We start from the raw sequence: 13,465 nt of genomic DNA on the forward strand, positions 1-13,465 counted from the left end.
CTTCGCCGCGACCAACGGCTTAAGCCCGCCTTAAGGTTCGGCTGGTGTCTCGCGCACAGCCACCCCTCCATCCGCCAGCTCCCCGAGGAACGATGTCCCCCTTCAAGCCGCTGAACTTCGTCGCCATTGCTCTCCTCGCCGCCACGCTAGCAGCGGGCACTTTGCGGGCCGAAGACACGTCGGGCAATGCGCTGCCTAAGGATCGCGCTGGCTTTGACGCCATGATCCGCGACTACATCATGCAGCACCCCGAGGTACTCCGCGAAGCACTGCTGAAACTGGAGCAGGACGAGCAGGTCGAGAACACCAAGAGAATCCTTCGCGGCTATAAGAACGATCTCTACGCATCCGGCTCGCCTCAGATCGGCGCCAAGGACGCGAAGGTGAAGATTGTCGAGTTCTACGACTATAACTGCCAGTACTGCCGCGCGTCCTACCCCAAGGTCCGCGCTTTTCTGAAGGCCAACCCGGACGTCACGTTGGTGATGAAGGATGTGGCGAGCTTCGGCCCGGACTCCGAAGCCGTTGCCCGCCTCGCTCTCGCCGCCCACCAGCAAGGCAAGTTCGAGCCGCTGAACGATGCCCTCCTTGCGCTGAAGGGTAAGGCCACCGAAGCGCGCGCACTGGAGATTGCCGAAAAGCTCGGGCTGGACATCGCGAAGCTGAAGAAGGACGCCCAGTCGGCCGGCATTGCCGACGAACTGAAGCGCACCAAGAGCCTCGCCGACAGCCTCAACGCCAACATCACGCCGCTATTCGTCATCGGCCACAACGGCATCTCCGGCGCACCCGAAGACCTCGAGGCCCAGCTCGGCGAGGCCGTCGGCCAGATCCGCAAGTCCGGCTGCGACGTCTGCTGAAACTTAACCTCTCCCGGTTGGGAGAGGTCGGACGCGATCGACAGATCGCGTCCGGGTGAGGGGCTACACTACAACAGGCACGCAACCCCACCTCACGCAGCGCGGGCCAGCGCAACGGCATCGGCACCCGCAGCAAAACGCAACCGGCCCGATTGATCGTTCGCGGCCTGCCAAACAGCCTCCGCGACATCCACCTCCTTCGTCACCAGCGCCGGCTGCGCGAACGCCGCAAAGATCGGCCCCGCGAAATCCGCGTACGTCTCTGGGATCAGGTCCTCGATCCGCACCTGCGTATTGTGCGCGAAGTTTGTCGTCGGCGCGTACCCCGGCTCGACCAGCCTCGCCCGGACATTGAAGTGTGCAAGCTCATGCGCCAGAGAGCCCGTGAAGCCTTCGATCGCCTGCTTGCTCGCTGTGTAAGCTGCCGCCAGCGGCATCGGCGCCAGCGTCACGCTCGACGTCACGTTGACGATCACGCCCGAGCGTCGCGCGCGAAACTGTGGGATGACGGCCTGCGTCATCGCCATCACGCCGAACGTGTTCGTCTCGAACACCCGGCGGATGTGCGCCATCGGCGTCGCCTCGAACGCGCCGACGACCCCGATGCCCGCATTGTTGACCAGCACATCGATCGGACCGGCAGCCTCGATCGCCGCGGCAATGCTCTCCTCGTTCGTTACATCCAGCGCCAGCAAGCGAAGCGACGGCGAGGCCGGCAGGACACCGTCACGCGGCGTCCGCATCGTCGCGATGACCTTCCAGCCCTGGTCGAGGAAATAGCGCGCGGTCTCGAGCCCGTAGCCTGACGAGCAGCCGGTGATCAATACGGTCTTCATGGGAAATCTCTCCTCACGGGGTTTCGATGGTCCAACGATGACCTCCCGCGACAGGACTATCTACGATTGATGATCCACATTTCATTAGCTATAGTCCAGAAATGACAGACCCCCTCTCCGAAGTCATCGCCCTTCTGCGGCCCGAAGCCGTCTTCGCCAAGGGCATCAGCGGCTCGGGCCGATGGGGCGTCCGCTACTCCGATTTCGGCCATCCGAGCTTCTGTGTCGTCGTCGAAGGCTCTTGCCGCCTCGCCGTCGACGGACACCCGCCTCTCGCGCTCGAAGCCGGCGACTTTGTACTTCTGCCGACCACACCGGGCTTCACGATTTCCGGCTTCGACCCCGTCACACCAAACCTGATCGACGCCAAACGCGCCGCCGCCTCCGCTTCGTCAGACGTCCACCACGGCAACGATGATGAGCCACCAAGCGTGCGCATCCTTGGTGGCTATTTCATTTTCCAGGGCGAGGATTCAGGGCTGCTTGTCTCGATGCTGCCCAAGCAGGTGCACGTGCGCGGCATCGAGCGGCTATCGACGCTCGTCAAACTTCTCACCGACGAATCCGCGGGCCGGCAACCCGGGCGCGATCTGGTCCTCAGCCGTCTCGTAGAAATTCTGCTCGTCGAGTCCCTGCGGCTGACGCAGGCACCCGATGCGCCCGCCGGGCTTCTCCGCGGCCTTGGCGATGAGCGGCTGGCCGAAGCCATCCGCCAGATGCACGCGGGCCCGGCGCGCCCGTGGACCATGGCGGAGCTCGCGAAGGAAGCCGGCTTGTCCCGCTCGGCCTTCTTCGATCGCTTCACGCGCAACGTGGGGCTGCCGCCGATGGAATACTTGCTAGCCTGGCGCATGGCGTTGGCGAAGGACCTGCTCCGGCGCCGTGAGATCGACATCGCCGAGGTCGCCGAGCGCGTCGGCTATGGTTCGGCGAGCACGTTCAGCACGGCCTTCGCCCGCCACGTCGGCCAACCTCCCGGCCGCTTCGCCCGCAACATCGAGGCGCACGCCACCCCGGCCGGCCGCTAGCCACGACCAATCCTGCTCCAAATGTCGAAGATGAAATCGTGGCGCGCCCGAAAGGATTCGAACCTCTGACCCCCAGATTCGTAGTCTGGTGCTCTATCCAGCTGAGCTACGGGCGCATTCTGCGATCTTGATGGCCACGCAGAGGCCTGAAACGTCCGGCAGCCGGTGAACCGACGCCGAAGGCCGCAACTACTAATCGTTCAGCCGCCAGCGCGCAAGAGCCTTGGCGGCCTCTTATGCCGCCCCAGACGAGCCGTCCCCCGAACGGGCTGTGGATTGGGGCCCGGCCCCAGCTCCATCGGCGCTCGCATGCACCCCGCGGTCGGGAATTTCGAACTGGAACGCCGCGCCCTTCGCCGTGTCGAGCAGCCGCACCCGCCCCCCATGCACCCCGACGATCTCCGCCGCGATGGCGAGCCCCAGCCCCGTCCCGCCCTTGCGCTGCGAGCCAATGAACGCCTCGAACAAATGATCGCGCGCCTTTTTCGGCACCCCAGGGCCATTGTCGCGCACCTCGACCAGCACCCGCCGCCCATCGCGCCAGGCCTTGACCTCGATGACCCCGATCGGCTCCGGCGGCGCACCTTCGATCGCCTCGATGGCGTTACGCACGAAGTTCGACAGGATGCGGAACAGGTGATCGCGGTCGGCATCGATGCGCAGCGTGTCGTCCATGCTCAGCACGAAATCGATGCTGCCCTCGCGTGGCAACCCCAGCGCCTCACCCACTTCCTCCGCGAGTGGCTTCAGCAGCATCAGCTCGCGCCGCGGCTGCGCCTCCTCCGCGCGCCCGAACCGCAGCGTATCGTTGCAGAAGTTGATGGCGCGATCGAGCGAGGCAATCAGCTTGGGCGCGAAGCGCTGCACCGTCGGATCGGGGATCACCGTCAGGCGGTCGGAAAGAAGCTGCGCATTGGCCAGCATGCCGCGCAGATCGTGATTGATCTTGCTCACCGCGAGGCCGAGTTGCGCCAGCCGCGTCTTCTGCAACAGCGCGCCGGTAAGCTGCCGCTGCATTTCGCTCAGCTCGCGCTCCGCCGTGCCGATCTCATCGCGCCGCCCCGTGGGGACGATGATGCGCGAAGCATCTTCCGGGTCTTCGCTGAAGTGCACCATTGCATGCGTAATCCGCATCATAGGGCGGACCAGCAGCCGGCTCAGCGCGAAATAGACGAGCGCCGCCGTCGCCAGCGATATGACGATCGATACCCCGAGGATGTTCAGCGCGTACGACCTCAGCGCCGCCTTCAACGGGGCTTCGGGCATCACGATCTCGACGAGGTCGTCCGGATCATCGCCGATACTGCCCAGCACGCGGATCGTGCGCCCATCGCGCGCGAAAAACACCGCGATGGCATCGCCGATCTGCTCCAGCTTCAGCCCGACGCCTTCGAGCCAGCTCTCCGGCTTCTGCCGCAGATCATAGTGCGCATCGATCGTCATCTGCGGATCGACCGGCAGCACCAGCCGGCGCACGCCCTGCCGCCGCGACGCGATCGCCTTCACCTGCGCGGTGCGCAGCATCTCCGCGCGCAGGCCCGAGGGCACGTCCCCGCCCGGAAACCCTTCCGCCGCGAGTGTCGCCAACTGCGCCGCGGTTAGCCTCTCGTTCAGCCAATCGACGCGGAAGGTGGAAATCGAGGGCAGGAAGATGAGCACTTCGGCCAGCATGACGAACACGGCCGTCAGCATCAGCAGCTTGGCCGGCAGGCCGAGGTCGCGCCAGTTCTGCTGGTACTTCGCCGCCCAGCCCGGAATCCGCCATCGCCTCCACCGATCGGCGAAAGTTAAGTGCGCCACCTCATTCTTGTTGTCGCGGAGCACGCGCGTCCTCTGGGTCTTCGGCCCTCATCCGAACTTAGCAAGAAAATCGATAACCTTGCGTAAGGTGGGATTGCCCGCCTTCCCGGCATAGTAGCTGGTCGCGACCTGTTTGTTGATCTGGCTGACCGTCGGATAGGCCGGCACCCATTGCGTCATCGCCTTGATGTTGAGCCCCTGCGAAAGGGCCAGCGCCCACATGGCGATCAGCTCCCCCGCGCCCGCCCCGACGATGCCCGCGCCAAGGATCCGACCCTCCTTGCTCGTGATCACCTTGATGTGCCCGACCGCGGCCCCCTCGGCCACAGCACGGTCATTCTCGCGGAAGGGCCAGCGCAGGACGTCGATTTTCTTTGCCGGATCGCCGGCTTCCGCCTCTGACTGGCCCACCCAGGCGAGGCCCGGCTCGGTGTAGACGACGCGCGGAATGAGATGCGGATTGATGCGGACGCGAATGTGCAGAAGCGCCCGCTGAATGACGACGCTCGACTGATAGTCGGCAGCCCACGCACCGGGTGCAGCCGCAACCCGCCCCACAGCGAACACGCGTCGGTTCGTCGTCTTCAGTCCGCCGTTGACCTTGATGCCTCGCTCATCGTGCCGAATGCCCGCCGCCTCGAGGCCGAGGTCCGTTGTCGCCGGCTTGAAGCCGGCCGCCACCAGGATGTGGCTGCCTTCGACGACGTGCTTCTCAGCTCCCACAGTGACGTTGACGCGCACGCGTCCGAGCCCGCCGTCGACGCTGTCGATCACCGTGTTTTCGAAGACGCCGATGCCCTCCTCACCAAGCTGCTCTATGAGAAACTTCGTCAGCTCCGGGTCCTGCTCGTCGAGCGCCTTGCCCTCCGCGAGAACCATGACGCGTGATCCGAGCCGCCCGAACGTCTGCGCCAGCTCGATCGCATCGGCACCCGAGCCGATCACAATGAGGTCGTGCAGCTTCTCGGTCGAGGAGAATACCGTCTCCACCGTGAGATACGGAATGCTGGAAAGCCCTTTGATCGCCGGCGTCCGCGGCACTCCACCTGTCGCAACAACAAAGCGTCGCGCCCGAACGCGGCTTTCACCCGCGATGACAGTCCGCTTGTTGATGAAGCGGCCGGTTCCATGCAGCACGCGAATGCCGAGCCCGACGAACCGCTCCGGAGCAAAGTTCGGCGCAAGTCCCGACACGGCACTGCGAACATGCTCGTTGACCGCCCGCAGATCGATTTCCGGCTCACGGGCGGATACCCCCAGCGGGGTTGCCGTCCGCATGTTCTGCGCGCGGTTCCCCGCCGCAGCCAGAGCCCGCATCGCAAGCGAACCGTAATAAAGCGGCTCGCCGCCCAATTGCTTTTGCTCGATCAGCACCACTTTGCGGCCGAACGCAGCAGCAGCGATTGCGACAGCAAGTCCCCCAGGATCGCCACCGATGACGCAGATGTCCGCGTCAATTGCCTCGTCACTCGGATCGACCGCAGTAGCCGGTGCCTCCGCCGGCTTAGGTGTCGATTTGCCCTGCTCCATGCATCGCCCCCCTGACCGCGCCGGGCGGGCCGGATTGCCCTCCGCGAGGCGGTAAATGCACATTTGCCACTTCTAGGCTGACCGTGCACCATAAGAGGCCTTTCCGGCCGTGGATTAACGGTGCGCAGCCCGCGTTGACTTGACGCCAGCGAGCCCGTATAAGCCCGCCAATCCTTAAGAAGCATAGGGCCCGCGCCGACGGCGATTGCCTCGGTCGGCAGCCCTTTTCGCGACGGGCACTGGAGCTGTATCGTGAAGCGCACTTATCAACCGAGCCGGCTCGTCCGCAAGCGTCGCCACGGCTTTCGCAAGCGGATGCTGACCAAAGGCGGGATCCGCGTGATCAATCGTCGGCGCGCCAAGGGCCGCAAGCGCCTGTCGGCCTGAACGGGTGGGACCAACCCTCCTGTCGGCCGCCGTCATGCGCAGCCCTGGATGGACGGGGAACCTGCGCAGTGGCACCTGCTACCCTAAAGAAGCGCAGCGAATTTCTATGGGTCCGAGGTGGCCGGCGCTGGAGTGCGCCGACGTTCGTCTTGGAGGCCCGCGCGCGCCGCGACGAGCCCGAGCCGGAGCCCGCCCGCTTTGGATTTACCGTGTCGAAGAAGGTCGGCGGCGCCGTTCAGCGCAACCGCATCCGGCGCCGGTTCCGCGCGCTGACGGCCGCCCTGCGACCCGAACAGATGCTCCCGGGCTTCGATTACGTGATCATAGCCCGCACCGGCGCCATAGACCGCGCCTTTCCCGATCTTCGGTCGGACCTCGATTTAGCTCTCACCCGCGTTCATCAACCCCCGGGGCAAAAGCGCCGGGGAGAGAAGAATGCATGACTTCCGACTTTGCGTTCGGATGCTCCCGGAGTATTGGCACTAGCGCCCACATGAGCGCGGGTGCCGCCCATCGCTTGATTGCGGTTGGCTCCATCGGGCAACGAGAACGGCGCGCTGAGGACCAATGAAGTCGCAAGATCCCGATCAACAACGAAATCTCCTGATCGCCGTCGCCCTGTCGATGGCTGTTCTGCTCGGCTGGCAGTTCTTCTATGCCGGCCCGAAGCTGAAAGAGGAGCAGGCGCGCCAGCAGGCCCAGCAAGAGCTCGTACAGCAACAGCAGAAAGCTGCCACGGCGGGCAAGGAACTTGCTCAACCGGCGAGCCCGGCTACCGGCACGGGCGGGGCTGGCATTCCCGGCGCATCAGCCTCAGCAAGCGATGACGCCATCAAGGCTTCTCCGCGCCTCGCGATCGAGACGCCGTCTGTCAGAGGCTCGATCGCCCTGCGCTCCGGTCGCTTCGACGACCTGGTGCTCGTCAAATATCACGAGACGGTCGACCCCAAGAGCCCCAACGTCGTTCTGCTGGCGCCCAATGACGCCCCGCATCCTTATTTCGCCGAATTCGGCTGGGTTCCCGCCGCTGGCTCGAACCTGAAAGTCCCTGACCGCGACACGCTTTGGCAGGGCTCGGGCACCTTGACGCCTTCAACGCCGGTCACCCTCACCTGGGACAACGGCGCGGGCGTCATCTTCAAGCGTACCGTTTCCGTCGACGAAAACTACATGTTCAAGCTTGTCGACGAGATCGAAAACAAGACGGGCGCCGCCATCTCGCTCGCGCCCTATGCACGCGTGCACCGCTATGGCACGCCCAAGCTCGAGCACAATTGGATTCTGCACGAAGGTCTAATCGGCGTCATCGGCGCCCAGGGCGAGCAGCGCGCCACCTATTCCAACTCCGTCGACAACGGCACACAGACGTTCGAGCCGGCAACCGGTGGCTGGCTCGGCTTCACCGAGAAGTACTGGGCCTCGACCGTCATCCCCGAGCAGAACGCCCAGTATCGCGCCACCTTCTCGGCTCAGCCCGCGAAGCTGCCCAGCGAGCAGCCGTCCTATCAGGCCGACTATATGCGCGACCTGGTCACCGTTGCCCCCGGCGAAACCGGCAAGGTGTCCTCGCAGCTCTTTGCTGGCGCCAAGCAGATGAAGCTGCTGCAGCAGTATCAGAACGACGGCGTGCAGCAGTTCGACCTGCTCATCGATTGGGGCTGGTTCTTCTTCTTCACCAAGCCGCTGTTCCGGCTGATGGAGCTGATCAACTCGTACGTCCACAACTTCGGCGTCACGATTCTGATCCTCACCGTGCTCGTACGCCTCGCCTTCTTCCCGCTCGCCAACAAGCAGTATGCGGCGATGGCGAAGATGAAGAAGCTGCAGCCGCAGATGGAGCAGCTCCGCGAGCGCTACAAGGACGACAAGGTCAAGCAGCAGCAGGAGCTGATGGAGCTCTATCGCCGCGAGAAGGTGAACCCAGTTGCGGGCTGCTTGCCGATCCTGTTGCAGATCCCGGTGTTCTTCGCCCTGTACAAGGTGCTCTTCATCACCATCGACATGCGGCACGCACCGTTCTTCGGTTGGATCAAGGACCTGTCCGCGCCTGATCCGACGTCGCTGTTCAACCTGTTCGGCCTGCTGCCCTTTGCCGTGCCGGAGTTCCTGCACATCGGCGTCTGGCCGCTTGTCATGGGCATCACGATGTGGCTGCAGATGCAGCTCAATCCTCAGCAGCCCGACCCGGTTCAGCAACAGCTCTTCAACTGGATGCCGGTTATCTTCACCTTCCTGCTGGCCTCCTTCCCGGCGGGCCTCGTGATCTACTGGGCCTGGAGCAATACGCTCTCGCTGGGCCAGCAGTTCTACATCATGAAGAAGCACGGAGCCGAGGTTCACCTTGCTGGCAACATCTCCCGCCAGTTCCGATCATTGACCGGACTTGCGGGACGCGGCGCCGACTTGGTGAAACGTCGAAAGAGCGACTGATCGCAACCGCTCGATAGGAGCACAGAGGCGCTGCCATGACCGAGCTCGACCAATCGCTGCTCGATGCTGGAGAGCGCCTCTTCGAGCGCCGCTGGCAACTCTTGAAGAGCGTGCCGGCGCTCGAATTCCTTCCGCCTGCCGATCGCCCGGAAATCGCCTTCGCCGGCCGCTCCAACGTCGGCAAGTCGAGCCTCATCAACGCACTCGTCCGCCAGAACGGTCTGTGCCGTACCTCCAACACGCCCGGCCGCACGCAGGAGCTGAATTACTTCGAGAGCCCCGGCGATCCGCTCTTCATCGTCGACATGCCGGGCTACGGATACGCCAAGGCCCCGGTCGAGAAGGTTGCCGCCTGGGGCGCCCTGGTGACCGACTATCTGCGTGGCCGCACCACGCTCGCTCGCGTCTTCCTGCTCATCGACGCCCGCCACGGCATCAAGCCAACCGACGAGCAGATCGCCGAGATCCTCGACGACGCCGCCGTCACCTATCAGGTCGCGCTCACCAAGATCGACAAGATCAATGCGACCGAGCTCGCCAAAGTGCGCGAGGCGACCGAGCGCAAGCTCGCCAAGCACCCCGCCGCATTCCCGGTCGTGCTCGAGACATCAGCCGAGAAGAACATCGGCGTCACCGAGCTGCGCGCCACCATCGCCGGCATCGTCGCCGACCGCGCCTGATACACCGGTCAAGTCTCGCGCGCCTTGCCATCCCCTCGATCCAGGCTCTCTTCGTACAGGGCTTGCATCTCCTGGCGGCGGATCACCTTCTCGAGCTCATCGAGCGCAATCTTGCGCTCCGTTGGGGCGGTGTGTGCCGCCGTCACGAGGTCGCGGCACTCCGCATAGATCGCCGCGCGCGCCGCCGCATCCGGTGATCCCGCAGAGCTGAGGCGATCGAAGACGATGCGGATGAGGTCCATGGCTGCAAGGCTGCACTGCCCCGAGGCCGGGAGCAACGCTAATCCTACGGCACCGAACCCGCCAAGGCTTATCCCATCGTCGTGTGACGACACCTTCGCGGAAGCTACAGCAGCGGCACCGAGTAGTTCACGATTGCGCGCAGCTGCGAGAGGTCGTCGCTCGGGTAGTCAAGGTCGAACACCTTCCAGTCGATGTACTCGACCTCGATGCGCAGTCCCTGCAGTCGCGAGTGGTGGGGTTCGTATGCAAGGCGCAGGTCCAGCTCCTGCTGGCTGGCGAACCCGCTGTTGGCAGCGAGATTCTCGCCATATCCCCGCCCCCACGCGGCATGAAACTTCACGCCTTCGAGCCCAATCCTTTCCAGGTCGTACGAGCCCTGAATCAGGAAGGCTCGCACGCTCGCCTGCTCGAAATTGGTAACGATCATCGCGGTGTAGGACGAGCTGAAACCGAACGGCTTTTGGATGTCCGCCGCATCGCCGGTCTGCGAAGCCGATACACCCACGACAAGCCCGCCATAGCTCCCCACGATGCGCGCCGAGGCTTGATGTGTGTCGTAGGGTGCGCCCGCGATCAGGTCCTCCCCAACCGTCCGCTGGTCGAGATAGTTGACACCGAAACGAAGACTTGGGCCATCGTGCTCGCCGCTGACCGCCAGGTAATCGAGTTCCCCATACGCGGTGTTGAGAGCATTGTTGATGAAGTAGTTTGAAAATCCGACGTTCAGTCCGCCACCGCTGTAGCTCGCTCCACCGATCCACATGCCCTCATCGCCATCGATTCCCAGTCCTTCGCTGAAGGATGAGAATTGATTGCTGTCGCGCGGTTTGTAGCGCGACAGATAGGAGGCGACGTAGTCGAAGCCCTCATGGTGATCCTGGGGAACCAAGACGACCCCCTCGAACGTCAGCGGAATCATCCTGACGTCGTATGGATTGACGTACGGGGTGCGCACCAACTGCCGGCCCGCAGTGAGTTCCTGACCGGCGAATTTCAGCTTGCCGGCCGCCTGCCCCAACACGGTTATCTGATCCCCCTCCGGGGTGAGGTTCTGCGTATCCCCTGCATAGGCGTTCGCGTAGATCGGCTGGCTCGTATAGAGCGCACCGCGCAGCTGGAAGAAATCTGCGATGTAGCCGGACTGATAGACGAGCGCACCACCGGTCGTCAGCGCCGCGGGCTCGTTGAAGCCGAATTGGTCCTCGTTGAGCAGATACGTCCGGCTGTTGAACCGCAGGTCGGTATCGCGGAAGAACGCGGGGGCATCGCGCAAGCGCGTCCCCCACTGATCTCGTAACCACCCCTCGCGGGTGTCGACCCACGGCTCCGGCCCCCTCAGGCCCTCCCGCGGGGTTATCGGAGCCCTGAAGCCTTCCGCGATTGGGCTGTAGACCTCCCGCGCAGATGAGGCGATGGGATAATCGGTTGCGCCCTGGGCGAGCGCACCTGGCGCAGCCGAAGCAAGCGCAATTGCGGCAAGAGCAATGGCCCCCAACAGGGCTTCACGCTTCGCCAAACCGGCCATCTGCTCGCCTCCCTGCGGAGGGGAAGCTAACCGATTCTCAGCCAGCAAAAGATCAGTGTAGCCCGTAATATCCGGCGTGGCCCCATCCCGCGGAGCCTCTCGCCCCTCAGCCCGAGATCATCTTCCCGAGCATGGCGAAAGCTCCTTCGCCGAACCTGGCGAGCAGGCCGCCCGCGACAGCCGCGACGCCCCAGCCGATCCAGCGCGAGGCCACCTGTCCGTAGTTCGTGCGCACGCGCACCGTGATCACTTGATCGGGCAGCGCCGTCTCCGCCACCATGCCGTCGGCGCTCATCGTACGTGCCGAGATGATGAGTTGTAGCCGCTTGCGTCCCGCATCGCGCGGCGTCACGTGCCAGCGCCAGCTCGCGAAATCATCCTCCGACAGCAGCGCGCTGCGCTCGATCCACTGTGTTTCCGGTGACGCCGTCTCAATGAAAAATCCACCGTCAGGCGCCCGCAGCCGCACCGACATCGCCTTCGTAATCGCCACGTCGTGCTGGTAAGCGGCTCCGCCGCCTTGCAACCCCTCAGCCAGCGCCTTGACGTCGGCGCGCGCGATCCGGACCTCGATCATCGCCGGCACGGCGACGCGCATCGATCGCGGAATATTCTCGACGAGCTGGCCTATCTCGGCGCGCGGCGCGGCATGCCGGCCGCCTTGCCGTTGCATCTGCGGTGGCGCCTGACGGCTCGCCTGAAACCCTGGAGGAGGGGCCCCACCCGGGACAGACTGCACACCGACTGACCGCTCGGGCTCTGGCCATGGAGCCAGTGGCGGCGGCCCGCTGGTGGCTTGGGGAGGCATCGGCGCCGGCGCATAGGCCTCCCGCTGCATCGGCGGGCGGGCGGGATACGGCGGCCGCTCGACCAGGGCATCGGGCGTCGGTGGTGGTGCCCAGCCCTCATGCGGGCTCGGCATCGGCACTGGAGGCGGGAACGGCGGAGAGGCCGGCATGGGAGGTGGCGGTGCATAGCCTCGGTGGCCCTGCTCTCGCTCTGCGTAGCCGCCCTCGTCGTACTCCGGACTGGCGAAGCTCTCGTCCTGCCCGTAGTCGGCCTGGTTGCCGTAGTTGGGCTGCTCGTATGTCGCCTGCTCTTCGTAAGGCTCGGGAGCGTATTCATTCTCCACGTAGGGCGCGCGCGTCGGCTCCCGGTGCTGCTGCGGCTGATACGCTTGAGTGGAAACCACCTCTCGCGCCGGTTGCTCCAGCGGTTGAGTGACAGGGGGAGGCGGCGGTTGGAACGCTGGCTCTCGCATCGCAGGCGGCACCGGCGGATTCACCGGCGCCGCTGTCGGCGGTTGCCTGTGCGTCATTGGGGGCGCAGCCGCAGGAGGCGCCGTGCGAGGTACAGGCTCGGGCTCGAAATGTGGCTCGCGCCGCTCGAAGTCCTCGCCCGCCCCTTCCTCGGCCTCGTAGTGATCCTCCCCCACCTCGTGCGCTTCGAACTCCGGCTCCTCGTGCACCTCCTCGCGGTGCGCGGGGCGACCGCCCGTACGCGACTGCACCCGCTCGCGCGCGCTCGCCAGAATAGACTCGGCATCCTGCTGCGGTAGCGGCCTTGCGGGAGGCGCAGTCGGCGACTCTGGAGCGGCGGCTGGCTTGCTTTGTAGCGCCCGGATAGCGGCCTCGAACGTCAGTCCCTGCGCGCTCAGCACATGCGCAGCGGCACTTTTTCCATCGCCGATGATTGCCGCCAGCACGATAGCGCCATTGATCTCGCGCCGACGCCCGCCGCGCGCAGCGGCCGCCGCTGCTTCGAGAATGCGCTTCAAGTCCCCCGCCACCATCAGGTCCCGCTCTGGACCCGGTGGCCGCGTCGGCAGCGCGCTGAGGTGCCGCCCGATCTCAGTGGTGAGTTCGGACAGATTGACGTTGCTCGCCGCCAGCACCAGCATCGCGTCCGGGTCGTCGCACAGCGCCAGCAGGATATGCTCGAGCGTGACCTCGCCGTGCCCTTGCGCGCGCGCGTACTCGGTCGCCCGCGACAGCGACGCGGCGAGTCCGGACGACATGGCGATACGGCTCAGGCCGTCGGCATTCATGAACGAGCTTCCCCTGGATGGTAGGAGGATGCGGAAAGGAGGGTCTTAATCCCGGTCACCGCAGAGTTGAATAGCGCACTTTTCTCCCCTCTTCTCTAG

At 64.9% G+C, this 13,465-nt stretch carries 12 protein-coding genes and 1 tRNA gene; 6 read left to right on the top strand and 7 right to left on the bottom strand.

All coding sequences use genetic code 11. The features are described 5' to 3' along the window. The first annotated feature begins 92 nt into the window (after positions 1-92). Positions 93-860 (top strand): DsbA family protein, encoded by a 768-nt coding sequence (locus ACP15D_RS11250; protein ID WP_424957586.1) that lies wholly within the window; start codon positions 93-95, stop codon positions 858-860. A 92-nt stretch (positions 861-952) separates the two neighbouring features. Here the strand turns inward: ACP15D_RS11250 and ACP15D_RS11255 are convergent, their stop codons facing one another. Continuing rightward, positions 953-1,696, bottom strand: a complete 744-nt coding sequence (locus tag ACP15D_RS11255; RefSeq protein WP_424957587.1) for an SDR family oxidoreductase — start codon at positions 1,694-1,696, stop codon at positions 953-955. 101 nt (positions 1,697-1,797) lie between these two features. Here ACP15D_RS11255 and ACP15D_RS11260 point away from each other — a divergent pair, with 101 nt between their 5' ends. Beyond that, on the top strand, positions 1,798-2,724 hold the full coding sequence (locus tag ACP15D_RS11260) for an AraC family transcriptional regulator (protein WP_424957588.1): 927 nt from the start codon (positions 1,798-1,800) through the stop codon (positions 2,722-2,724). A 39-nt stretch (positions 2,725-2,763) separates the two neighbouring features. Here ACP15D_RS11260 and ACP15D_RS11265 read toward each other — a convergent pair. From ACP15D_RS11265 to ACP15D_RS11275, 3 genes are all read right to left on the bottom strand, one after another. Then, positions 2,764-2,840 (bottom strand) — tRNA-Arg (locus ACP15D_RS11265). Positions 2,841-2,958: 118 nt separating this feature from the next. Then, the gene (locus tag ACP15D_RS11270; RefSeq protein ID WP_424957589.1) at positions 2,959-4,548 is read right to left on the bottom strand and encodes an ATP-binding protein; all 1,590 of its coding nucleotides are present in this window, start codon (positions 4,546-4,548) and stop codon (positions 2,959-2,961) included. Positions 4,549-4,572: 24 nt separating this feature from the next. After that, positions 4,573-6,054 (bottom strand): dihydrolipoyl dehydrogenase family protein, encoded by a 1,482-nt coding sequence (locus ACP15D_RS11275; RefSeq protein WP_424957590.1) that lies wholly within the window; start codon positions 6,052-6,054, stop codon positions 4,573-4,575. Positions 6,055-6,306: 252 nt separating this feature from the next. Between ACP15D_RS11275 and rpmH the strand changes: the two genes are divergently transcribed. From rpmH to yihA, 4 genes are all read left to right on the top strand, one after another. Further along, positions 6,307-6,441: a 50S ribosomal protein L34 gene (rpmH, locus tag ACP15D_RS11280; protein WP_072369699.1), complete on the top strand. Its 135-nt coding sequence runs from the start codon at positions 6,307-6,309 to the stop codon at positions 6,439-6,441. A gap of 68 nt (positions 6,442-6,509) precedes the next feature. Then, positions 6,510-6,884 (top strand): ribonuclease P protein component, encoded by a 375-nt coding sequence (gene rnpA / locus ACP15D_RS11285; protein WP_424957591.1) that lies wholly within the window; start codon positions 6,510-6,512, stop codon positions 6,882-6,884. A gap of 124 nt (positions 6,885-7,008) precedes the next feature. Further along, a complete protein-coding gene (yidC, locus tag ACP15D_RS11290) occupies positions 7,009-8,871 on the top strand; it encodes a membrane protein insertase YidC (RefSeq protein ID WP_424957592.1) in 1,863 nt (620 codons plus the stop codon). Positions 8,872-8,906: 35 nt separating this feature from the next. After that, positions 8,907-9,551: a ribosome biogenesis GTP-binding protein YihA/YsxC gene (gene yihA / locus ACP15D_RS11295; RefSeq protein WP_424957593.1), complete on the top strand. Its 645-nt coding sequence runs from the start codon at positions 8,907-8,909 to the stop codon at positions 9,549-9,551. 8 nt (positions 9,552-9,559) lie between these two features. Here the strand turns inward: yihA and ACP15D_RS11300 are convergent, their stop codons facing one another. The 3 genes from ACP15D_RS11300 to ACP15D_RS11310 all read right to left on the bottom strand — a co-directional run bounded on the left by ACP15D_RS11300 (position 9,560) and on the right by ACP15D_RS11310 (position 13,366). Further along, positions 9,560-9,793: a hypothetical protein gene (locus ACP15D_RS11300; protein WP_424957594.1), complete on the bottom strand. Its 234-nt coding sequence runs from the start codon at positions 9,791-9,793 to the stop codon at positions 9,560-9,562. A 104-nt stretch (positions 9,794-9,897) separates the two neighbouring features. Continuing rightward, positions 9,898-11,319, bottom strand: coding sequence for an OprD family outer membrane porin (locus ACP15D_RS11305; protein WP_424957595.1), 1,422 nt, complete (start codon positions 11,317-11,319; stop codon positions 9,898-9,900). Positions 11,320-11,425: 106 nt separating this feature from the next. Further along, the gene (locus ACP15D_RS11310; RefSeq protein ID WP_424957596.1) at positions 11,426-13,366 is read right to left on the bottom strand and encodes a Clp protease N-terminal domain-containing protein; all 1,941 of its coding nucleotides are present in this window, start codon (positions 13,364-13,366) and stop codon (positions 11,426-11,428) included. Between the last annotated feature and the right edge of the window lie 99 nt (positions 13,367-13,465).

The sequence above is a fragment of the Hyphomicrobium sp. 1Nfss2.1 genome (genome assembly GCF_965243865.1).
Taxonomy (GTDB): Bacteria; Pseudomonadota; Alphaproteobacteria; order Rhizobiales; family Hyphomicrobiaceae; genus Hyphomicrobium_A.